Origin of the sequence: Flagellimonas iocasae, assembly GCF_042682725.1 — a bacterium.
Taxonomy (GTDB): Bacteria; Bacteroidota; Bacteroidia; order Flavobacteriales; family Flavobacteriaceae; genus Flagellimonas; species Flagellimonas iocasae.
The window spans coordinates 209,060-231,851 of record NZ_JBHUHU010000001.1 but is presented as its reverse complement, the minus strand read 5'-3'; the positions used below and the strand labels follow the sequence as shown (position 1 = coordinate 231,851).

The following is a 22,792-nucleotide window of genomic DNA, read 5'->3' as shown; positions in this document are numbered from 1 at the left end:
GAAATCTGTTCGAATTGGAGATTTCTCGTCGCTCATATTTCGCTCTGTCGAAATGACAAAAATCTTGATTATTGGTCTAGGGTGAAAGGAAAATGGGTGATGGGTGCTTGGTTCTTGGGTAAAAGGTCAAGGGTAATTTACAGATTCAAAAGGTTCTCACTGCGCCCCCTTTTTATATTAACAAGAAAAATCCTTCTAAAATTTATTTATTCAAAAATACAAGGGTCTTGTCAATCCAAACACCCCATTCATCAATTGGTGCCTATATACACATGCTCTACCCAATACATTTGCGCAGTTAGTTAGTAAAACAGTAAAAACAAAAATTTAAATTATGAAACTACAAAGAATTTTTATGTTGGGCTGTATGGTAGTTGCCATGGGCCTTATTGCATCTTGCTCAGGAGAGGATGGAAAAGATGGATTGGACTGCATTGATGGTACCAATGGTACGAATGGTACAAACGGAACCAATGGCACTGATGGTCTTGCTGGTACTGATGGTGCTGATGGTGTCAATTGCTGGGACTTAAACGGTGATGGTGTAAATGACCCTGAAGAAGACATTAACGGTGATGAAATTTTTGACGCTTTGGACTGCCAAGGTGCTGATGGCGGTGATGGGCAAGGAACCACCGCAGAGCGGATTATTGTGGATACTAGTGGTTTCGACCAAGATCAAAACCCTGTTACCCTTGTGGTTGCTGAGTTGACCCAAGAAGTCTTGGATACCCATGCTGTTTTGACCTATATATTCGATGGGACAACTTATTATCCTATCCCTGGAGTAGTCATCACCGAAACTATTCTTTCCCAATATTCCGTTACTTACCTTGATGGGGAGCTACTATTAGCTGATCTAGCAGATACTGGATGGCAACCCAGCATATATCAAGAAGTCCACATCATCCTTATCCCAACCACTACTGCAGAACCATCAACACCTACCATTATGAAATCTATAACAGATGTTAAGGCTTCTTTAAAAGACAAAGGGGTGAATACTGATGATTACAAAGAGGTGGTACGCTATTTTGGGTTGGACCAATAAAATCTTAGTATACATTCATCTACATATCTATAATCATAATCAGTGAGATTGGGCTTCCGTGAGGGGGCCTTTTCTTTTTTGGTGAAGGGTATTGGGTTAAAGGTTTTAGGTTGTCGCTGCTTTAAAATTTGGGATTTGGTGCTTGTAATTTTGAACTTGTATTTGAGCTTGAACTTGGTTCTTAAGTCTTACGTCTGATATCTGATATCCGTGTCATTCCATAATCTGGTCAAACCACTGGTAGAGTTCCCCTTTGGTGATGACCGCACCTTGCTTGATGATTTCGAACTTGTCCACATTCTTGTCCTCGCCATACGCTTTGGAAGCCGTGAGATATTCTACAAAATCGGACTGGAAATTACGTTTGAACCAGTCAAAACCCACTTTGGTGCGAAGGTCAATCTCTGGATTCATGATTTTTACGGAAAGTAGTTTCATTTCTTTGTCCGTTAAATGAAACAAGTGCATGTGACGTTCTGATATATTTTCCAAATACTCCACCTTGGAAAGCACACCCTCCCAAATTAGATCACTGAAGACATCTAGCTCTTCTTCAGCCACTTCAGGTTTTTCTTTCTTAATGGTTTTCCACTCTTCTGCTGTGATGGACTGCGTCGCCAAAAAGTTAATGAATTCTGGGTGCAGCTCCTCCAACTGTTCTTTGCTCAATCGCTTGTATTTCATCTGCTGTATTCTATCTATTTTCAAAGGTCAGATGCAATTCGCCCAACATTCATATCAAGCTTTATATTCCACTGGCTCATTTCATCCTGCAAAAATAAAAAAGGCAGTGCTTTTGCACCGCCTTTTATCCTGTATTTTATTTGAATTTAGTTGAAGATGTATCGCACCCCAAACTGTGCCTGCCATCTGGATAATAAACTGGTGTCTGAACTGAAGGTTTCGGTTAGGTTGGTGTCGAAGGTATAGGTTGGAATGTTATTGTCATCCACAGTAACTCCTAAAACCTGCTGATTGGTTGGAATATCTACTATTCCCCAATCAGAACTAATTAAATTACCCACGTTCAACACATCTAAACTCAATTGTAAGGTGTTTTTGGGTGCCAATTTAATGTCCTGCAATATTTTTAGGTCCCAGCGACCTCTCCAAGGCGCCAATGCACCGTAACGCTCGGCGTATTCCCCGCGGTGATCACTCAAATAGTCATCTTGACGGATAAAAGCCTCAAAAGCCTCCGCCTGACCTGCACCACTGAAATTCATTTGGGTAACTTCTGAGGATGTTGGGATGTACAGCAAATCATTGATACTGGAACCATCACCATTGATGTCACCACCATACAAATAATTAAATCGACCTCCTTGAGCATACTCGAAGAAAGTGGAAATGGTAGTTCCTGTTTTGAATGCTTTAGAAATCACACCAATAAATCGGTGGGTATCACCATATCTGGAATAGGAAAGTACATCATCATTGGCATTCGCTACAATGGCATTGGCCGCAAAGGCATCGCCTGTGATTTCTGCTTCAATGGAGTTAACATCTTGGGAATTCAGATAACTATACGCCAAACTTGCATAAAGTCCATTATCCCATGTTTTTTGACCTTTGAACACAGCATTCCATATTCTCCCCTTGTCTGAATTGGAAAACACATAAGCGTTATTGATTAAATCACCAGCACCATAAATGGGCCTGTTATCCACACCTTGCAATGTTTCTGATGGTGGCACAAGCCCCCAGTTTTGCACATGTGGGCCATTGATATCCTTGGAATAGGATAAATCTGTGGTCAAAACAATGCCGTTTTCTAAGCGGTAGTCTGCTCCTAAGCTAGTTCTCCACACCTGTGGCCACTTGAAATCAGGGTCAACCACTTGGTAAAAGAACACGTTGGGGTTGGCAATTTGGTTTCCAAGCCACACAAACGGAAAACGACCGGTGAAAATACCCGTACCTCCGCGTACTTGGAAAGAATTGTTTCCATGCACATCCCAGTTGAATCCAACTCTAGGTGAAATCAACCAGCTGTCCGTTGGCATTTTGGTGGAATCAAACAAAACGGTTTCACCGTTATTTGGATTTACATACGGAATATCTGGAACGTAGGCCGCGGCCACGTCAATCACATCTTGGGCTTTTTCTGAAGAATCGAAATACAACGGTCTATCGAATCGAATACCGTAAGTAAGCTTAAAGTTTTCGGTGGCGTTCCACTCGTCCTGAAGGTAAAAGGCAAGTTGCCCAACATTGGTCTCGGCCAAGGCCCACCCTCCTAAATTTCCTTCTCCATTGGCAGTCAAAGAATTATTGGCTGCTATCGCTGTGTTGAACGCATCTTGATAAAAGGCAACTAGACTTGCCTCATTGTTTGGGTCCCTAAAATCTGCGATGGAGCCTGTCGGGAAAAATACACCCTGTGCTCCATAAGCGCCTAGGTTGAAGGAGTTGTCAAATTCGAACCTTTCAAAAGAGAACCCTACTGTGAAGGTGTGGTCTCCTTTGAAAAAGTTAAGATTGTTCGTTATCTGTAATACTTTCTGGTCCAATCGGTTATTGATTGAAAAAGGTTCGTGACCAGCAATGATGTAGTTGGAACTTCCATTTTCATCCAATAAGGTAATGGTTGGTGCCGGAGTCGACTTTGGATTTCTAAAATCATCAAAATGGGTGTAGCCCACTTGTAATTTATTGATGGCTTCGTCTGAAAGTGTGGAGTTCAATTCCAGCTGAACGGATTGGATTTTGTTGTTGATTTCGTATCCTGCATTTTCAAACTGAAGGGTTGAAAGGTTCGGACCCCTAAAACCCAAGGCGGTGGGGTGAGCCGGTTTTTCTTTGGACGCATTCAAGAAATTGTAGATAATGGCCAGTCGGTTATTTTCATTAATGTTCCAATCCAACTTGAAAATCCCTTTTGTGGATTCTTGGTCAAAATTGAAGCCTTCATACCTTCCCGGATTGTAAAATTGACCATTTCCGATGGACACCTGATTCAAAATATTGGATACCAATTCAAAATCCGAAGCCAAAACCCTTGACTCATTGATACTTCCTGTTCCACGATTAGGTACAAAACCAGCGCTTCCAAGGTCGGTTCGGTCATCTTTTTCAAAGTTGGCAAAAAAGAACAATTTGTTCTTAACAATTGGCCCACCGATACTGATGCCGTATTGGGTTTGACTCAAATCGGCTTTGAACACATCATCCCCTTTTATTTTACCTCCGGTAAGGTCTTCATTTCTATAAAAGCCATAAACAGTACCATAAAATTCGTTCGTTCCACTTTTGGTGACCGCATTCACGGAAGCTCCTGTAAAGCCTGATTGGGTAACATCATACGGTGCTGTGGTCACCTGAATCTGGTCAATCGCATCAATGGAAATGGGGTTGGCATCGGTCTGTCCACCAGGTTGAGCTGCATCCAATCCAAATGGGTTGTTGAAAATGGCCCCATCCAAGGAAAAGTTATTGAACTGGTCATTTCGCCCTCCAAAGGAACCATTACTTGCCGTGGGTTCCAAACGGGTAAAATCGTTGGTAGACCTAGAAATGGTGGGTAGTCGTGTCAATTCCCTTCGCCCTACACTGGTCTCAGCACCTGTTCTGTCGCTTCCAAACGTGCCGGATTGGTCAGAAACTACCACTACTTCATCCAGTTGCTGGCTATCAGAAACCAGGACAACATCAAGGTTAAAGGTTTTACCCAAGGTCAGGAACACATCGTTTTGGGTATTGGTCTTGTATCCCACATACGAGATGGTTACTTCGTAAGGCCCACCCACCCTGAGGTTCAAAAGGTTGTAGCGTCCTTCTTCGTTGGTAATGGCTCCATAACGCGTTCCGGTAGGTGTGTGAACGGCCACCACATTGGCCCCCAACAAGGGTTCTTGTTGGTCATCAAGCACAGTCCCCCTAATGTTCGAGGTAGTTACTTGTGAAATAGCAGAAGGGAGTACCATAATGAACAGCACCCCCAAGATTAAGAATTTCTTCATTTTGTTGAGTTTTAGTTGTTTGAGTGCTGACAATATAGACAAAAAAAAGAGCTATGCACGCATAGCTCTTAACAAGTTATTAACGGAAAAATAAGATTTACTTAGCCTCCGCGATCACCTCAAAAGGAAATTCAACAACAACTTCTCTGTGAAGTCTGATGATGGCTTCATAAGGTCCAGTCCTTTTGATAGCTCCTCCTTTGATATTGATGAACTTTCTGTCAATTTGGTGTCCTTCTTTGTCCAAAGCAGTAGCAAGGTCAATTGTAGTCACAGAACCAAACAATTTGTCACCGGTACCAACCTTGGCTGGGATACGGATTTCCAATTGTTTAAGGGCTTCTGCGGTCTTGCTGGCCTCACCAATGATTTTTTTCTCTTTGTGGGCTCTTTGTCTTAGGTTTTCAGCCAAAACTTTTTTGGCAGAAGGAGTAGCCAATGTGGCCAAACCTTGAGGGATCAAAAAGTTTCTACCATAACCGTTCTTTACGGAAACGATATCATCTTTAAATCCCAAATCCTGTACATCTTCTTTTAGAATAAGTTCCATTCTTCGGTATTTTTTTATTTCAACATATCGCCTACGTACGGCATTAACGCTATGTGACGTGCGCGTTTTACGGCTTGGGCCACTTTTCTTTGGTATTTCAAGGAAGTACCGGTAAGTCTTCTAGGAAGCAATTTTCCTTGCTCGTTTACCAACTTCATCAAAAAATCTGGGTCTTTGTAATCAATATACTTAATACCGGATTTTTTGAACCTGCAGTACTTCTTTTGCTTATTGGTCTCAATATTAAGCGGGGTCAAATATCTGATTTCCCCATCTTTTTTGGCTTTTGCCTGTTGTTCAATAGATGCCATAACCCTATGCGTTTGCTTTTAATTTGGTTCTTCTCTTTTCTGCCCAAGCAATTGCATGCTTGTCCAACTTAACGGTCAAGAAACGCATGATGCGCTCGTCTCTTCTGAATTCCAACTCGTATGGGCCAATGGCCTCACCTGGGGCTTGGAATTCAAATAAGTGGTAAAAACCACTTTTTTTGTGCTGAATGGGATAGGCCAATTTCTTAAGTCCCCAATCTTCTTTGGAGACCATTTTGGCACCATTCTTAATCAAGAAATCCTCAAATTTCTTGACTGTTTCCTCTATCTGTGTTTCAGACAGAACGGGATTCAAAATGAAAACAGTTTCGTAATGGTTCATATTATATATTTTAAAGGAGCGCAAAATTAGTAATATTTCCTTCACCCTGCAAGAAAACCAAAAAAACTTCGTTTAAAGTACAAGAGTTATTAACAGAAATGAACCCTTTAAACCTACATATCGTATATGGTAATATACACAACAAAATAGACCATGTTTACATCTTTTGTTGCTCTTAACCGTGTTTTTTGTGTAATTTGCCGATGATTTAAAACCCTACAAATCACCCCATTCTATGAAATTAAAAAGTATAATTGTAGACGATTCTTCCATGCAGCGGATGGCCGTTGCTAAATTGGTCAACAATCATCCACATCTTGCTTTGGTTGCTGAATACAGCAACGCTATTGAAGCCAAAAACGGCCTAAAGAACCATGAAGTCGATTTAATCTTCTTGGATGTTGAAATGCCCATTATCAGTGGGTTTGACCTTTTAGAGGCCCTAGAGAACCCACCACAGGTTATCCTTATTACCGGAAAGCCTGATTACGCACTTAAAGCTTTTGACTACGACGTAACCGATTACCTTCACAAACCCATCACCTTGGCCCGTTTTGAAGCTTCTGTAAAAAGAGCTGTGGCCAAATTCGAGCAAATGAATCGTGTTGATGAGGATGAAGAGCACATTTTTGTAAAGAGCAACCTTAAAAAACGTAAGGTTATCTTAAACGACATTAAATGGATCGAGGCATTGGGAGATTACATTAAATTGGTGACTGATGAAGCCAATATCGTAATCCTTTCCACCATGAAATCTTTCGAAAAGCAGTTGCCTGCCGAAAAATTTCTACGTATCCATAAATCTTATATTGTGAATCTGGAGAAGATTGAGAAATTCAACAGTAAAAATGTTGAGGTGGGGGGCAGACAGATTCCTTTGAGTAGAAATAAAAAGACTGAGTTGGCCGAAGCATTGGCCAATGTATAACTAAATGTGGTCCACATTGTAGACCAGTCTTACACTTTTATACTTTGAAATAGCATTAAAGGATTTTTCAATTCTTTTAATGCTATTTTTTGTTTGTGCCAAGGATTGTTTCTTGGGTATCTTGATCAAGATGTTTTTAAGGTAATCTCTTCTGATGCGGGCCACAGGAGGATATTCTGGGCCTAAAATCTGGTTTCCCAACACATTTCTGAGGGAATCGCCCAGCCACTGGGCCGCTTCGTTCAATGTATTGAAATCCCTTGCCTTCAAAGTCACTTTAATGATGCGCACCACAGGAGGATACTTGAATTGCTCCCGCTCATAAATTTGCTCCGCATACATTTTACCATAATTATTCGTGGTGACCTGCTGCAATATTTGATGGTATGGATTATACGTCTGAATCAGTACCTTGCCCCGTTTTTTGGTACGCCCTGCCCTACCCGCAACTTGCGTCAACATCTGAAAACTACGTTCGTGCGCACGATAATCCGGAAAATTCAACATGGTATCCGCATTCATGATGCCCACCAAACTCACATTTCTAAAATCCAGCCCTTTAGTGACCATTTGCGTACCAACCAAAATATCCATCTCTTGATTTTCAAAAGCAGAAATGATTTTTTCATAGGCATATTTACCTCGGGTGGTATCCAAATCCATTCGTCCCACAGAAACTTTGGGAAAAAGTTGGTTGAGTTCTTCCTGAATCTGTTCCGTACCAAACCCTTTATTGTCCAAAGTGGCACTTCCACAGGCCAAGCATGCTTGTTGTAGCGCCATGTGATAACCACAATAATGGCATCGCAGCTGGTTTCTATGCTGATGGAACGTAAGGCTCACATCACAATTGGGACATTGGGCCACATGCCCACAGGTGGTGCATTCAACCACAGGAGCAAACCCCCTTCGGTTTTGAAACAGGATCACTTGCTCGCCTTCCTCTAATGCTTCTTCAATCGCCTTGAGCAAAATTTCAGAAAAGTGACCCTTCATCCGTTTTTTTCGGGTAGCTTCCTTGATATCGACCAAATTAATATCTGGCATCAGCACATTTCCATAGCGATGTTGTATGGAGGCATACCCATATTTGCCCTTTTTGGCGTTATCCATGCTTTCAATGCTAGGCGTGGCCGAACCCAAAATAATATTGGATTTGTGGAATGCTGCCAAAACAATCGCGGCATCACGGGCATGATATCGGGGTGCAGGGTCGAATTGTTTGAAAGAACTCTCATGCTCTTCATCCACAACCACCAAACCCAAGTTAGCGAACGGCAGGAACAAAGATGAGCGCGCTCCAATGACAATTTGCGCTTTTTCGGCCTGGGCGAGCACATTGTTCCATACCTCTACCCTTTCGTGAATACTATATTTTGAGTGATATACGGATACTTTGTGCCCAAAATAATGGCGAAGTCTATTGATCAATTGGGAGGTTAAAGCAATCTCTGGCAATAAATACAATGCTTGCTTACCTTCTTCCAAACATTGCTCAATCAGCTTAACATACACCTCGGTTTTCCCAGATGATGTTACCCCATGAAGCAAAACAGGCTTATTTTGACCAAATCCAGTCTGGATATCTTCCAAAGCTTTGGTTTGATGCTCATTCAGCCCAATATGTTCTGATTCCTCGGATTCTTCTTGATAATCAATCCGGTCTTTTCGAATCTGATACTCCCCCAAAACATTTTTATCAATGAGCGCCTTGATGACCGCTTTGGATGCGCCGCTTTCCTTTTCAAGGTCGTCAATGGGAATAGGTTTGTTGTTCTTAGTACGTATTTGAAAAAGTGACAATACTACCTGACTCTGTTTGGGCGCTCGGGAAAGCTCATTGAGCAGCTCTTCAAGCTGTGCTTCATCATCATAAACATCGGAGAGCTTTACATAGCGCACCAATTTAGGACGATATTGTTCGTACAACTCCTCCTTTTGGTTCACAACCCCCTTTTGCACCAACCGATTGACCAGAGAGAGTACATTTTTTTTATCTACAATGTCGCTGATTTCCCCAATCTTCAGTGCAGTTTGGTGCTGAAGGGCCTCATAGACCAGAAACTCATCATCCTTGAGTTCCATTTCGTGAATATCTGCTTCTTTATTGGGCATTACCAGCGTTTCGCTTTCCAATAAAAAAGCACTTGGCAGGGCACTCCGAATCACTTCGCCTAAAGAGCACATATAATAATGGGAAATCCATTCCCAATGCTTCAACTGAACCGAATTGACCAGTGGTGTTTCATCTAAAATCTGGAATATTTCCTTGGCATCATAGGCTGTTGGAGCATTGCTGTGGATTTGGTATACCAGCGCGGTATAAATTTTGGACTTGCCAAAGGGAACTGCCACCCGCATACCCGGTTGTAAAAAATCTGCCTCCTGTTGAGTGATCTTGTAGGTAAAGAGACGCTCCAGAGGAATTGGCAGGACAACGTCCAAAAAATAATCCATAAGCCTATTCTTCCATTATCCTATGCCAGGTCTGGGTCCTGTGCAAAAATGCCAAGTAGCCCCTAACTTTTAACCGGTTCTCATTTTCTTCATCCAGCCAAACTTTGCCTCGAAAGGTCATGCCTTGTTCGGGGTCAAACAAATTGTTCCCCTTATACTCCCCCTTATCATTTTGCTCGAAGTCTTCCATGATCTTCATGCCGACAATAGGCTTATCCTTGCGATCCCCATCACACTTGGCGCAAACGGCATTTTCCTTTCCTTCTTCCAAGATTTTAAGGACTTTTGCCTGCAACATTCCATCTTCTTTGTAGATATGAATAATGGCCTTCGTTATGCCATTGCGATCATCAACTGTTTTCCATTTTCCAAAGACGGTCTGCCCCAAAGCGCTTTGAAGAAGAAGAAAAAACAAGGGCAGCATGAGTTTATTAAGCATCTTGGCGTTTTTCATGTTGTTTCTTTAAAGAGTTAAGGGTTGCATTCAACTCGAATCCCAACAAAAGGATATTTGAATTTAACCAAATGAAAACCATTAAAATCAATAATCCTCCCAAAGCCCCATAAAGTTCGTTGTATCTCGCAAATTTTTCCACATAGATTCCAAATAAATAGGATGTAAGCAAGAACAATAAGGTCGTCATCAATGCTCCAGCGGAAAAAAATCGTGCTTTTCTCCCCTCCGCGGTTCCAAAATAGTACAGTATAGCCGTAGTCAGATACGAAAGGGACATGAAAAATGCGATTTTGGCCAATTGAATGCCGAAAGAATCGCCCTTTTCCAGGTCATACCCAAAGGCTTTTCCCAGATATTCGTTGGTGTATCCTACAATGTAAAACTCAAAATAAACAAAAGCCACTGCTCCAACAATCAATAGAATGGAAAGAATGACCCCAACCATGAGGGCGTATGCATATTGACGGAAAAAATTCCGGGTCAAATCAACATGGTATGAGTTTTCAAATCCGCCAAAAATGGCATTTACCCCATTGGCTACCAGAAAAATGGAAACCAAAAAGGCAGATGACAGCAATCCTTCCTGTTTTTGATCCTTAATCTGTTGGTAAATCTCACCGAAATAATCTCCAGTGGCTGAAGGCAAAAAGGATTCCAAAAAGGTCAAGAACTGCGCGTCGAAATTTTCATTGCCCACCCGAACGTAGGGAATCACAAACGGAATCATGGTGACGAAGAAAATCAACAATGGGAACAGTGCCATGAACAAACTGAACGCAATAGAACTCGCCCTCGTGGAAAGGGCCCCGCGCACAATCCCCAATAAATACATTTCTATCAAATTATAAAGAGAGAGCCCCTCGAAAGCCTTGAGCTTTACCTTTTTCAGCAGCCTAGCCACCCAATTGATGACCGGTATCTTTTCCAATTGCTCTTCTATAACTTGGGACATTACACGGCTTTTAAACTTAGGTCCATATTGTGCACTGAATGGGTCAATGCCCCAGATGAAATGTAATCCACACCACATTCAGCATATTTTCGGATGGTATCTTCGTTTATTCCTCCAGAGGATTCTGTAAGACATTGGTCTCCAATTAAATTGACTGCCCTTTTGGTGTCTTCGTAATTGAAGTTGTCCAGCAAAATTCGGTAAATGCCTTTGGATTGAAGAATTTCCGAAACTTCATCCAAATTCCGGGCCTCGACAATAATTTTTAAGTCTTTGCCCTTTTTCTTCAAATACTGTTGTGTTTTTTGAATGGCCTTGGTGATGCCTCCGGCGAAATCAATATGGTTGTCCTTCAACATGATCATGTCATACAACGCAAAACGGTGGTTTTCACCTCCTCCTATCTTAACGGCCCATTTTTCCAAAGCTCGTATACCGGGAGTGGTCTTTCGGGTATCCAAAATTTTGGTACTGGTACCATCCAATATCGATACAAAATCACTGGTCTTCGTAGCAATGGCGCTCATGCGCTGCATTGCATTGAGCACCAAGCGTTCTGCTTTTAGTATACTCTGCGAGCTTCCTTCCACATAAAAAACAATATCACCATATTTTACTGGGGCTCCATCGGTAAGCAACACCTCAACCTTTAGGTTAGGGTCAACCTTTTGAAAGACTTGTTCCGCAAATGCAACCCCGGCAATAATGCCTTCGTCTTTAACTAACAGTTTTGCCTTTCCAGTTGCAGAAGCAGGAATACAGGCCTGGGAGCTATGGTCACCGTCACCGACATCCTCGCGAATGGCGTTGTCAATGATCAAGTCAAGTTCATTTTGGAATTGTTCTTCGGATATCATCCAATTGGGGTTTTAACGAAAATAGTAAAAACATTGCTCCTTCTCCACGATTCGCATGGCGATGTATTTCAGTTTAAACCTTATTTTTGGGCATGCAGATTACTTTGATTGCCATTGGAAAAACGGATAGTGTTGACCTAGAACAACTTATATCGATTTATGAGAAGCGATTGCAGCACTATATAAAGTTCCATTTTCATATTATTTCGGACCTAAAAAACAGCAAAAATCTTTCTGAAGCACAACAAAAGGAAAAAGAAGGGGAACTGATATTGGGTCAACTCCAACCTTCCGATGTCTTAATCCTTCTAGATGAACGGGGAAAACAGTATACCTCGGTGGAATTTTCCCAATTCCTTCAAAAGAAAATGAACAGTGGCATCAAAAACCTTGTTTTGGTCATCGGCGGACCCTACGGGTTCAGTGATGCGGTTTATGCCCAGGCTCAGGGAAAAATCAGTTTATCCAAAATGACCTTTTCCCATCAAATGGTTCGCTTGTTCTTGGTGGAACAGTTGTATCGGGGTTTCACTATTTTACGGAATGAACCGTACCACCATCAATGAAAAAGTTCAAGTGCAAGTTCAAGAATCAAGTTCAAATTCAAGACCGCTTCGCTAAAAGATTCAAGAACAAAGACTGATTCTTGGCTCTTGATTCAACTTCTTCGCGACTTTCTACTAATAAAGCACTCTAAATTTGATGGTGTTTTCGATGTTTTTCAATGCTTTTACCACCTCTTTGTCATACTCTTTGTCCAAATCGGTGATCACATAGCCAACTTCAGGGTCAGTGGACAGGTATTGCCCAGAAATATTCAATCCATATTTGGCGACGACTTCATTAATCTTGGCCATGATGCCGGGAACATTTTTGTGGATATGCAAAAAGCGGTGCGCCTTGTTCTGTTTTGGCAATCTGATATTCGGGAAGTTCACTGCATCCACCGTGGTTCCTGAATTGATGTAATCCATGATTTTGTTGGGAACGAAATCGGCAATGTCTCGTTGTGCTTCTTCGGTACTTCCACCGATATGAGGGGTCAGAATTACATTGGACAATCCTTGTAACGGAGTTTCAAACGCACCATTACTGCTTGGTTCCACAGGATACACATCAACCGCAGCTCCACCCAATTTTCCACCTTTCAATGCATTTGCCAAAGCATCAATGTCCACCACAAAACCTCTGGAAAGGTTAATGAGTATAGCTCCATCCTTCATTTGGTTGATTTCACGCTCACCGATAAAGTTTTTATTGGCTTTGTTGTCATCAATATGGAGGGTAACCACATCCGAAATGGATAAAAGGTCTTCCAAGGTGTTGCATTTTACGGCGTTACCCAGTGCCAATTGGTCGGCGACATCATAATAATAGACCCGCATACCCATAGCTTCGGCCAAAACGGACATTTGCTTACCAATGTTTCCGTAACCCACGATTCCAAGGTTCTTACCTCGAACCTCTCGGGAATTGGCTGCCGTCTTGTTCCATTCGCCATTGTGGATTTCTGTGCTTCGGGTAAAAATGCTACGCATTAACATAATGGTCTGACCGATGGCCAATTCCACCACAGATCGCGTATTGCTATAAGGCGCATTGAAGACAACTACGCCTTTTTTCTTGCTGTATTCCAAATCGATTTGGGTTGTTCCGATGCAAAAAGCACCCACTACCATCAGTTTATTGGCGGCATCCAACACTTTTTTGGTCACTTGCGTCTTGGAACGGATGCCCAGAACATGTACTCCTTTGATTCGCTCTATGAGCTCCTCCTCAGGAAGACTGTGCTTTACAAGTTCAACGGAAAAGCCCTCCTCTGAAAGATTCTCAAAAGCGGCTGGGTGTACATTTTCAAGCAAAAGGATCTTGATCCTATTTTTTGGATACGAAAGGTTTCTTGGTAAATCGTTCACAAATAAAAATTCATCTAGGTTAGGTGCAACGTGGTCCGCATTGTTTGCGGCTTTGGCTCGGTGCACATTTTCAGTGTAGGCGAAAAACTTATGGGCTATTCCTGCTTCACGCATTACATAATCACTATAGCCATCTCCAATGACCTGGACCTCTCCGTCCAAATCAAGGCGTTTTAAGCATTCTATTTTTCCATTATGGGAAGCCAAAACGTTGGCTTCATCAAATCCAGTGATGTTTCCGGATTCATCAAACGTAAATGTATTGGCATAAACCCGGTCCGAAGGAATATTGTACTCCTCAACAATGGGATCGATAAATTCCTTGAACCCGCAGGATATCACATAAATATCATCCGAAAATTCATGGAAGAATTCCTTGTTGGAAGCGATGGATTTGGATATTTTTTGACGAAGTTCAACCACCAAGTTTTCCAAGTCTTTTTTATTGGCATTCAATAGCTTGATTCTTCTTTCAAGGGATTCCGTAAAAGAAATGTCACCATCAATACCTAAATTGGTAATGTGTTGGATTTCAGCAACAATTTCCTCTCTTTTGGGGTTGCCTTGAAGGGTCATTTCAGCCAACACATCCAACGCCTCTACCCGGGTAAGGGTACTGTCAAAATCAAAAACATATTTTCGGCCCGTTTCCACCATGGATAGCTAAAAAAATTAAGGTGTAAAATTAAACATAAATTCCATCCTTAGAATCGGAACTTATTAAAAACCTTACACATTTGTGGATAAATCAAAAATCCATTACGATTTGTTTCAAATGGCACCCAAAAGGCAGCTTTTTGCAATTTAGAAGAATCAAAATAACAAGTTTAAACTCAAGCTCAATAACTTAGAGCTTTAACCTAAAAATATGGTTGGCACGAATTACGCGAATCGCCACTAAAACCTATAACCCTTAACCATCAACAATTAACAAAGGCCATCAAAACCACCTTCGGGTCAACTTGCAGTACAGCGCATATTCTTTACCAAATTTTGTCGATAGTGCTTCTTCTTCAGGCTTAATCTGAAAATGGTTCATCCAATACACAAAACCCGCGGCCAAAAGAGTATTAAAGGCGTTTCCCAATTTCAATCCAAAAGCCAGCAAAAACAGCAACATCCCCAAATACATGGGATTACGAGTGTAGTTATAAATACCTTTTACGACCAAACTGCTTGCTTTTTCCAAATGCAAGGGGTCAGTAGTGGTTTGTTTTCTGCCAAACTGAATCACTGCTATCAAAATAACCAGGAATCCCAATCCAAACAGAACGTAGGCCAATTCCTCTCTGCCGAAAAAATCAAAATTTCCAAACGGAAGAAACATCGCCAATACATACATAAGTACTCCAAAGACCATCATCACCAAAACTGGGGGTATTCTAAATTTCATACGGGCAAGTTTACTACTCGAAATTACTACTTTTGAAACTGAATTAGACCTTTCCAATTTGAAACTTGTATTTGCCACCCACAACGACCATAAATTGAAGGAAGTGCAGCAGCTGCTTCCAAGATCCATCGAACTATTGTCATTGAAAGACATCAATTGTTTTGATGAAATCCCCGAAACTGGACAGACTTTAGAGGAAAATGCCCAAATCAAGGCCGATTTTGTAACCCAAACCTATGGTTTGGACTGTTTTTCGGACGACACCGGGCTTTTAGTTGATGCACTGAATGGTGAACCCGGCGTTTATTCGGCCCGTTATGCCGGGGAACAAAAGAATGCGCAGGATAATATGGCGAAACTTTTATCAGAATTGGTAGGAAAAGAAAACCGACAAGCCCACTTCAAAACGGCCATTCATCTCAACCTTAACGGGAAAAGTTATGCGTTTGATGGTATCGTGGAAGGAACCATCACCATAGACAAACAGGGTTCAGGAGGTTTTGGATACGACCCCATTTTTAAGCCTGAAGGGTTTGACGAGACATTAGGGGAACTCCCAGCCGAAACCAAGAATGCCATCAGCCACCGTGGAAGGGCCATCCAGAAATTGGTCACCTTTTTAAAAAACAAGACTTTATAGTAGCCGCCGCATAAATTTAGCGTACATTTGCCGCTTTATTAACGCCGCCGGTATGGGCAAGGTGTTGCGATGGGCTCAAAGGTTATACAGGAATCGCTCTATGCAACACAACATATTTGCGATTTAAGGTATACACCGCTATGACAAAATTTGAAGCCTTGGGGTTAGATCAACCCCTATTGGATGCTATTTCCGATCTTGGATTTGAAACCCCTTCTGAAGTACAGGAAAAATCAATCCCAATTTTATTGGAGCAAGACACCGATTTGGTGGCCTTGGCTCAAACTGGAACAGGAAAAACCGCTGCTTTTGGTTTTCCGATGATTCAAAAAATACATGCAGAGAGCAGAACCACACAAGGTTTGATTCTCTCTCCTACCCGTGAACTCTGTTTGCAGATCACCAACGAACTCAAATTATACTCCAAATACGTAAAAGGACTGAGCACGGTGGCCATTTATGGCGGTGCTAGCATTACGGAACAAGCCAGTCAAATTAGACGCGGAGCACAAATTGTTGTGGCTACGCCTGGCCGAATGAAGGATATGATCGGTCGTGGAATGGTGGATATTTCCAAAATTGATTATTGTGTTTTGGACGAAGCCGATGAAATGTTGAACATGGGCTTCTACGAAGACATCAAAGATATTCTCTCCAACACCCCTAAAGAAAAATTAACATGGTTGTTTTCAGCGACCATGCCCAAAGAAGTGGCCACTATCGCCAAAAAATTCATGCACCAACCTGTTGAAATCACCGTTGGAACCAAGAATGCGGGCGCTTCTACAGTTCAACACGAATATTACGTGGTTGGAGGTCGTGATCGCTACCCAGCACTAAAACGTTTGGCCGATGCAAATCCCGGTATTTTCTCCGTTGTTTTCTGTAGAACCAAGCGTGACACCCAAAAAGTTGCTGAAAAATTGATTGAGGATGGCTACAACGCTGGTGCGCTTCATGGTGATTTAAGTCAAAACCAACGTGATTTGGTGATGAACGCCTTCCGTAAAAAACAGGTGCAGATGTTGGTGGCAACCGATGTTGCCGCTCGCGGAATTGATGTGGATGATGTAACCCACGTCATCAACTACCAACTGCCCGATGAGATTGAAACCTACACCCACCGAAGCGGACGTACTGGTAGAGCTGGGAAGTCAGGGATTTCCATGGTCATCATCACACGTTCTGAGCTACGTAAAATCAAGACCATTGAAAAAATCGTCAAACAGGATTTTATCGCGAAAAAGATTCCAACCGGAATTGAAATCTGTGAGATTCAGTTGTATCATTTGGCCAACAGAATCAAGGACACCAAAATCAACAAGGAAATTGACGCCTATTTGCCTGCCATCAACGATGTTTTGGAAGGTATTGACCGTGACGAGCTTATTAAAAAGATGGTTTCCGTTGAGTTTACGCAGTTCTCCAACTATTATAGCAAGACCAAAGACTTAAATACTTCTGATAGTTCCAGCGAACGCGGAAGCAAAGGAGGTTCAGAGTCTGCCGATATTCCCTCTAGTGGTTCCGTACGCTATTTCATCAATATTGGAGAGCGTGACGGGTACGATTGGATGTCATTGAAAGATTTCCTTCGGGATACCTTGGATTTGGAAAAAGACGATATATTCAACGTTGATACCAAGGACAGCTTCTCTTTCTTCAACTCAGATGCTCAACTTACAGAACTCATTCTTCAAACCTTTAGTGAGTTCAAGGTGGATGGGCGTTTCATTAACGTAGAAGTATCCACAAAACCAGGAGGCCAAGGCAAAGGTGGCGGTCGAAAAAGAGACCGTAAACGCGGTAACCGAAAAAGTGGTGGCAACAAATCCTTCAGGGGAGGAAAAAAAGGAGGTTTCAACAAAAAGGGCGGTAAAAAAAGGTCTGGTTTTTATTAGTTAATTCTATATTAAAAGCTAAGGGGTAGCAAATAATTTTTCTTTGTTTAGTACTTTTATACCTACAAAGATTGCATGAGAAGAATTCTACTTACACTTTTTGCCATTGTCCCTTTGCTTTGCATGGCCCAGAACGAGGATGAAACCCCGGTCTTGGAAGAGCTTACGGTCACTGTGGTGAACGCTCAGACAGATTTTCCTTTGGAAAGTGTTCACGTTATCAATCTTAATCAAGTCATCGGTACCATTACGGACCAAAATGGCCGTTTTACCATTGAAGCCGCTGTAAACGATACCCTTTACCTGAGTTATCTGGGGTTTAAATCACAAAAGGTTCGGGTTACGAATGATATGTTCAAAATTGAGGACACTAAAATCGCATTGACCGAATTGGCTTATGCGTTGGAAGAAGTCATCGTGACCCCATATCAACTTACCGGATATCTGGAAATTGATGTGAAGAACCTTCCTGTGAACAACGCCTATCAGTATAGCATTTCAGGGCTTAACGCGAGCTATGAAGCCGGAAGCAAGAACCCCAGTGCCGTAACCAAAGTATTGGGAGCCATATTGAACCCGGCAGACCTTCTGCGGAATCTCTTTGGAAAAAAACCGAGACAGATGCGCAAATTGCGTCAAATGAAAGAAGACGACGAAATCAAAAACTTGTTGGCTTCCAAATTTGACCGTGAAATTCTTACAGAATTGCTACAGTTGGAGAAAGTGGATATTGAAGACATCCTTAACAACTGCAATTATTCCAAATCCTTTATCAACACAGCCAATGACCTCCAAATTTTGGACGCCATATCCAGCTGCTATGAAGAGTACAAGGTGCTAAACCGAAACTAATTAGACTTACTTTCCCGCTTTTGGGCCCATGTGACGAAGCCATAAATAAATTTTAGAATTCCGCATTCATTTTATAGCTTTAAACAAAATCCCAAAACATGAAAAAACTACTTGTTGTTATGTCACTAATGTCCTTTTTTGTAGGCTGCAAAAAGGTTGAAAAAAAGCAGCAAGTAGAAGAACAGCAGGTAGTTGTAGCGGAAACACCCAAAAAGGAGGTGCCCTTTGTTTGGGAAGGGGCCAATGTCTACTTCCTACTAACCGACCGTTTCAAGAACGGAAATCCCAATAACGACATTAATTTCGATAGAAACGAAGCAACAGGGGTGCTTCGCGGATTTGAGGGCGGGGACCTGCAAGGTGTCATCCAAAAAATTGAAGATGGTTATTTTACCGATTTGGGTATCAATGCCATTTGGCTTACACCTTTGGTGGAGCAAGTCCACGGCGCCACCGACGAAGGAACTGGAAACACATACGCGTATCACGGATACTGGGCCAAGGATTGGACCGCTCTTGACCCCAATTTTGGCACACTTAAAGACTTGGACAATCTGGTAAAGGCTGCCCATGCCAAAGGCATTCGTATTCTTTTGGATGTGGTTCTCAACCACACAGGTCCCGTTACAGACAAAGACCCGGTTTGGCCCGAGGATTGGGTGCGGACAGGTCCCACTTGTGAATTCACCAATTATGAAAACACCACCGAGTGCACCTTGGTCGCGAACTTACCCGATATTCTTACCGAATCAGATGAGGCAGTGGAACTTCCTGATGCGTTACTCGCCAAATGGAAGGATGAAGGCCGGTTGAGCAAGGAATTGGATGAATTACAACTTTTCTTTGACCGTACGGGGTATCCTAGAGCACCTCGCTACTATATCATTAAATGGTTGACAGATTACATCAACGACTATGGTGTGGACGGATTTCGAGTGGATACGGTAAAACACGTCAATGAAAATGCTTGGGAAGACCTCCACAAAGAAGCTGTGTATGCCTTTGAAATGTGGAAGAAGAAACACGAGGACCGTATTCTGGACAACAACCCCTTCTATATGGTTGGCGAAGTCTACAACTACGGCATTTCCGGAGGACGGGATTATGATTTTGGCGACAAAAAAGTGGATTTCTTCAGTTATGGCTTTAAAAGTCTCATCAATTTTGAGCTAAAGACCGATGCCGACAAAGCTTATGAGGACATTTTTTCAAAATACAGTGGATTGCTCAATACCAAATTGAAGGATAAAAGTGTGCTGAATTATTTGACTTCCCATGACGATGGAACTCCGTACGACAAAGAGCGCAAAAAACCCTATCGTGCAGCCAACGTTTTATTATTGACACCAGGTGCCTCACAAGTGTATTATGGCGACGAAACCTCGCGAAGCCTCACCATTGAAGGTGCCCAAGGTGATGCCACCCTTCGCTCCTTTATGAACTGGGAAGAACTGGATAGCCTTCCGGAAACCCAAAAAATACACAAGCACTGGCAAAAATTAGGTCAATTCCGAAGAAACCACCCTGCCATTGGAGCCGGAAAACATAAACGTTTGGCCAAATCGCCTTACGTCTTCTCCAGAACCTACGACAATGGCGACTATCGGGACAAAGTGGTGGTCGGTCTCGATTTACCTACAGGTAAAAAGTCCTTGTGGGTAAAAGGATTCTTTGGTGATGGCACCAAATTATACGACACCTATTCCGAAACCGAAGTAACGGTAGCCAACGGAAAGGTGCTTCTGGAAAACGACTTCGACATTGCCCTTTTGGAACTGGTGGAATAAGTTACTGCTTATTCCAGCTTTTCTTTTAAGTTGGAGAGACCTTCCTCAAAATCCTTTCCAATCATTTTGTCCATATTCATGAACAGCATCATAATGCTGAAAGGAAATTTGTTCTTACCAGAAAACCCCCACGTCACTTTTGTAGTGGCAGCATCCACTTCCTCAGTGATGAGATAAGCATCCGAAGTGGATTTCCAAGGCTTTAAAAACCGAAGTTCCGATTCAATGCGCTCGCCCTCCACAATCTTGGTGATTTCCTGCTCCCCTTCTCCCACTTCCTTGTTGCCATTCCAGTAATTGACAAACCCTACCTCTCCATCAGTTCCGGTGAATTTTTGTTCCATATTGGGGTCACGACGGGCCCACGGAGACCATTCATTTTGCTTTTTAAGAGATTTCAAATGTTCAAAAACCACCGACTTAGGCTTGGCAATGGTGATGGAACGGGAAACATTGTAGGTCTTTGGTGCTATTGCGGCCAAAATTAGAATCAGCAGAACAATCCCTGCTAAAATGTAAAGTAGTATTATCATGGTTGTAATTGATTGGTTACCAATTAAAAATACAAAAAAGTTTAATCTGCCAAATACCTTTTAATGATGCCCTTTACATTTTTAATCGACTTCTTGGTCCAATCCATCCGCTTTTCCAAGATCTCAATGTCCGATAGGTGCCAATCCAAGGAAGAATCCCGTACTTTTTGTGCCAACTCTTGAATAATGATGGCCGCCGAGACCGAAACATTCAAACTTTCTGAAAACCCTACCATCGGAATTTTTAGGAATCCATCGGCGCGTTGCATGACTTCCTCGCTCAATCCTTCCTTTTCCGTTCCAAAGAAGAGTGCCGTTTTGGTCTTGGGATAAAAATCGTGTAACAATTGGGAATCATCATGAGGTGTAGTGGCGATGATTCGGTAGCCCTCATTTTTGAGCTTATCGATACATTCGGACGTAGTCCGATAGCGATACACATCCACCCACTGTTCCGCTCCTACGGCAATATTTTTGTCCAGTCGCTTACCAAATCGGTCTTCCACCACATGCACATCTTGAATGCCAAACACATCACAGCTCCGGATAATGGCACTGGTGTTGTGCATCTGGAACACATCCTCAATGGCCACTGTAAGCAATCGGGTGCGGTTTTGTAGCACCTCTAAAAAACGCTGCTTCCGCTCTTCCGTGAGATAGGTTTCCAAATAAGCGAACAAGTCATCATCAAACATAAAAACAAGATAGGAAAATTTGAAATTTCTATTTTTGGAAAACTATGGGCGAAAAACCAAAAATAGTCGTACTTACCGGAGCCGGCATGAGTGCCGAAAGTGGCCTAAAGACCTTTCGAGATGCGGATGGCCTTTGGGAAGGTCATGATGTTATGGAAGTGGCCTCGCCACAAGGTTTTGCCCGAAATCCGGAGTTGGTATTGGAGTTTTACAATCAGCGTAGGCGTCAATTGTTGGAGGTGAGTCCCAACCCAGGTCATTTGGCACTTGCTACGCTGGAGCAACATTTTGATGTTAGCATCATCACCCAAAACGTGGACAATCTTCACGAGCAGGCGGGGAGTTCGCACGTAGTGCACCTTCATGGCGAACTATTCAAGGTGCGCAGCATCCATGATGAAACTTACATTTTAGATTGGACCACGGATTTGGTTTTGGGCGATTTGGATGAAAAGGGGCATCAACTACGCCCCCATATCGTTTGGTTTGGAGAGATGGTCCCGATGATGGAAACCGCAGCTTACATAACCCAACAAGCTGATGTTTTAATGGTTATTGGAACCTCCATGCAGGTATATCCTGCCGCTGGATTGATTCATTATGCCCCAAAACAGACTCCCATCTTTTTTGTGGACCCCAGACCTACTGTGCGTTCATCGGACTTTGACAATCTTACGGTACGTGCGGAAACTGCTGCAAAAGGCGTCCCTATTCTTGTTGAAGAGCTGATTCGTAGTTGGACCTAGCCGCTTTGGCCCAATCCATCAATGCCTTTTTCTGAGATTCATCCAAACGGGCATCGTAGTGGGTCCACGTATATTCATTCAAGGGCATTTTGCCTTCCTCGACCTCCTCAACAAGTTCCTCCAGCTTATGGTCCTTCTTTTTTACGGTATAATTTTCCCAATCCGAAAAGTTCAAATGTCGTTTCCCATCTTTAACATGGTCTGCCAACCAATAAGAAACGGGTGCAATATTGTTGTACCACGGATACACTGTATTCGCGCTGTGGCAATCATAGCAAGCACTTTTTAAAATGGTTTTTACTTCGGGAGTGGGTTGGGTCTCCGCTTCAAAAGCAGCGACATAATCCCCTTCGGCTTGGTTTTTTTCGGGTCTATAAAACTGCATCCCGATTAAAATCACCAACAGTGCAATTGCTATTTTTTTCACTATTTTCATCACTCAAGATTTCCCATAAAGATAC

The 22,792-nt window shown here is 42.4% G+C and carries 22 protein-coding genes; 8 read left to right on the top strand and 14 right to left on the bottom strand.

The annotated features are described in order from the left end of the window. The first annotated feature begins 334 nt into the window (after positions 1-334). The gene (locus tag ACFSJE_RS01030; RefSeq protein WP_379829116.1) at positions 335-1,051 is read left to right on the top strand and encodes a hypothetical protein; all 717 of its coding nucleotides are present in this window, start codon (positions 335-337) and stop codon (positions 1,049-1,051) included. 213 nt (positions 1,052-1,264) lie between these two features. Here the strand turns inward: ACFSJE_RS01030 and ACFSJE_RS01025 are convergent, their stop codons facing one another. The 5 genes from ACFSJE_RS01025 to rpsF form a co-directional block, all read right to left on the bottom strand. After that, positions 1,265-1,735, bottom strand: coding sequence for a DUF6495 family protein (locus tag ACFSJE_RS01025; RefSeq protein WP_379829115.1), 471 nt, complete (start codon positions 1,733-1,735; stop codon positions 1,265-1,267). Between the two features lie 146 nt (positions 1,736-1,881). Then, the gene (locus ACFSJE_RS01020) at positions 1,882-5,013 is read right to left on the bottom strand and encodes a TonB-dependent receptor (protein ID WP_379829114.1); all 3,132 of its coding nucleotides are present in this window, start codon (positions 5,011-5,013) and stop codon (positions 1,882-1,884) included. A gap of 97 nt (positions 5,014-5,110) precedes the next feature. Next, positions 5,111-5,563, bottom strand: a complete 453-nt coding sequence (gene rplI / locus ACFSJE_RS01015) for a 50S ribosomal protein L9 (RefSeq protein WP_379829113.1) — start codon at positions 5,561-5,563, stop codon at positions 5,111-5,113. Between the two features lie 14 nt (positions 5,564-5,577). Continuing rightward, complete coding sequence (gene rpsR, locus ACFSJE_RS01010) at positions 5,578-5,874, bottom strand: 30S ribosomal protein S18 (protein WP_072882551.1); 297 nt, start codon at positions 5,872-5,874, stop codon at positions 5,578-5,580. A gap of 4 nt (positions 5,875-5,878) precedes the next feature. Continuing rightward, positions 5,879-6,217 (bottom strand): 30S ribosomal protein S6, encoded by a 339-nt coding sequence (gene rpsF, locus ACFSJE_RS01005; protein WP_379829112.1) that lies wholly within the window; start codon positions 6,215-6,217, stop codon positions 5,879-5,881. A 235-nt stretch (positions 6,218-6,452) separates the two neighbouring features. Between rpsF and ACFSJE_RS01000 the strand changes: the two genes are divergently transcribed. Further along, entirely contained in the window at positions 6,453-7,145 is a 693-nt protein-coding gene (locus tag ACFSJE_RS01000) for a LytR/AlgR family response regulator transcription factor (RefSeq protein ID WP_119641295.1), read from the top strand. On the opposite strand, the gene priA is transcribed toward ACFSJE_RS01000, so the two are convergent. Genes priA through nadC form a run of 4 tightly spaced genes read right to left on the bottom strand, consistent with a single transcriptional unit; the run spans position 7,146 to position 11,868 of the window. Then, a complete protein-coding gene (gene priA / locus ACFSJE_RS00995) occupies positions 7,146-9,602 on the bottom strand; it encodes a replication restart helicase PriA (protein WP_379829111.1) in 2,457 nt (818 codons plus the stop codon). A gap of 4 nt (positions 9,603-9,606) precedes the next feature. Further along, complete coding sequence (locus tag ACFSJE_RS00990) at positions 9,607-10,041, bottom strand: DUF2147 domain-containing protein (protein WP_379829110.1); 435 nt, start codon at positions 10,039-10,041, stop codon at positions 9,607-9,609. Then, positions 10,034-11,011 (bottom strand): YihY/virulence factor BrkB family protein, encoded by a 978-nt coding sequence (locus tag ACFSJE_RS00985; RefSeq protein WP_379829109.1) that lies wholly within the window; start codon positions 11,009-11,011, stop codon positions 10,034-10,036. The genes ACFSJE_RS00990 and ACFSJE_RS00985 overlap by 8 nt, the downstream gene beginning before the upstream one ends. After that, positions 11,011-11,868 carry a carboxylating nicotinate-nucleotide diphosphorylase gene (nadC, locus tag ACFSJE_RS00980; RefSeq protein ID WP_379829108.1) on the bottom strand — a complete coding sequence of 286 codons (858 nt, stop codon included), beginning with the start codon at positions 11,866-11,868 and terminating at the stop codon, positions 11,011-11,013. Before nadC ends, ACFSJE_RS00985 begins: the two co-directional genes overlap by 1 nt. A gap of 92 nt (positions 11,869-11,960) precedes the next feature. Here nadC and rlmH point away from each other — a divergent pair, with 92 nt between their 5' ends. Next, positions 11,961-12,434 carry a 23S rRNA (pseudouridine(1915)-N(3))-methyltransferase RlmH gene (gene rlmH / locus ACFSJE_RS00975; protein ID WP_379829107.1) on the top strand — a complete coding sequence of 158 codons (474 nt, stop codon included), beginning with the start codon at positions 11,961-11,963 and terminating at the stop codon, positions 12,432-12,434. 114 nt (positions 12,435-12,548) lie between these two features. On the opposite strand, the gene serA is transcribed toward rlmH, so the two are convergent. Then, a complete protein-coding gene (gene serA, locus ACFSJE_RS00970; protein WP_379829106.1) occupies positions 12,549-14,441 on the bottom strand; it encodes a phosphoglycerate dehydrogenase in 1,893 nt (630 codons plus the stop codon). Positions 14,442-14,724: 283 nt separating this feature from the next. After that, positions 14,725-15,177 (bottom strand): methyltransferase family protein, encoded by a 453-nt coding sequence (locus tag ACFSJE_RS00965; protein WP_379829105.1) that lies wholly within the window; start codon positions 15,175-15,177, stop codon positions 14,725-14,727. A 58-nt stretch (positions 15,178-15,235) separates the two neighbouring features. Between ACFSJE_RS00965 and ACFSJE_RS00960 the strand changes: the two genes are divergently transcribed. The 4 genes from ACFSJE_RS00960 to ACFSJE_RS00945 all read left to right on the top strand — a co-directional run bounded on the left by ACFSJE_RS00960 (position 15,236) and on the right by ACFSJE_RS00945 (position 20,357). Beyond that, the gene (locus ACFSJE_RS00960; RefSeq protein ID WP_379829104.1) at positions 15,236-15,817 is read left to right on the top strand and encodes a non-canonical purine NTP diphosphatase; all 582 of its coding nucleotides are present in this window, start codon (positions 15,236-15,238) and stop codon (positions 15,815-15,817) included. 140 nt (positions 15,818-15,957) lie between these two features. Continuing rightward, positions 15,958-17,718 carry a DEAD/DEAH box helicase gene (locus ACFSJE_RS00955; RefSeq protein WP_379829103.1) on the top strand — a complete coding sequence of 587 codons (1,761 nt, stop codon included), beginning with the start codon at positions 15,958-15,960 and terminating at the stop codon, positions 17,716-17,718. 123 nt (positions 17,719-17,841) lie between these two features. After that, positions 17,842-18,570, top strand: coding sequence for a carboxypeptidase-like regulatory domain-containing protein (locus ACFSJE_RS00950; protein ID WP_379830029.1), 729 nt, complete (start codon positions 17,842-17,844; stop codon positions 18,568-18,570). Between the two features lie 98 nt (positions 18,571-18,668). Continuing rightward, positions 18,669-20,357 carry an alpha-amylase family glycosyl hydrolase gene (locus ACFSJE_RS00945; RefSeq protein WP_379829102.1) on the top strand — a complete coding sequence of 563 codons (1,689 nt, stop codon included), beginning with the start codon at positions 18,669-18,671 and terminating at the stop codon, positions 20,355-20,357. An 8-nt stretch (positions 20,358-20,365) separates the two neighbouring features. On the opposite strand, the gene ACFSJE_RS00940 is transcribed toward ACFSJE_RS00945, so the two are convergent. Together ACFSJE_RS00940 and ACFSJE_RS00935 are read right to left on the bottom strand one after the other, a co-directional pair. Beyond that, positions 20,366-20,890, bottom strand: a complete 525-nt coding sequence (locus tag ACFSJE_RS00940) for an SRPBCC family protein (RefSeq protein ID WP_379829101.1) — start codon at positions 20,888-20,890, stop codon at positions 20,366-20,368. Positions 20,891-20,931: 41 nt separating this feature from the next. Further along, positions 20,932-21,585 carry a TrmH family RNA methyltransferase gene (locus ACFSJE_RS00935; RefSeq protein ID WP_379829100.1) on the bottom strand — a complete coding sequence of 218 codons (654 nt, stop codon included), beginning with the start codon at positions 21,583-21,585 and terminating at the stop codon, positions 20,932-20,934. Positions 21,586-21,629: 44 nt separating this feature from the next. On the opposite strand from ACFSJE_RS00935, the gene ACFSJE_RS00930 reads away from it, so the two are divergent. After that, positions 21,630-22,331 carry an SIR2 family NAD-dependent protein deacylase gene (locus ACFSJE_RS00930; protein ID WP_379829099.1) on the top strand — a complete coding sequence of 234 codons (702 nt, stop codon included), beginning with the start codon at positions 21,630-21,632 and terminating at the stop codon, positions 22,329-22,331. Here ACFSJE_RS00930 and ACFSJE_RS00925 read toward each other — a convergent pair. Further along, complete coding sequence (locus tag ACFSJE_RS00925) at positions 22,294-22,767, bottom strand: heme-binding domain-containing protein (RefSeq protein WP_379829098.1); 474 nt, start codon at positions 22,765-22,767, stop codon at positions 22,294-22,296. The genes ACFSJE_RS00930 and ACFSJE_RS00925 overlap by 38 nt on opposite strands. Between the last annotated feature and the right edge of the window lie 25 nt (positions 22,768-22,792).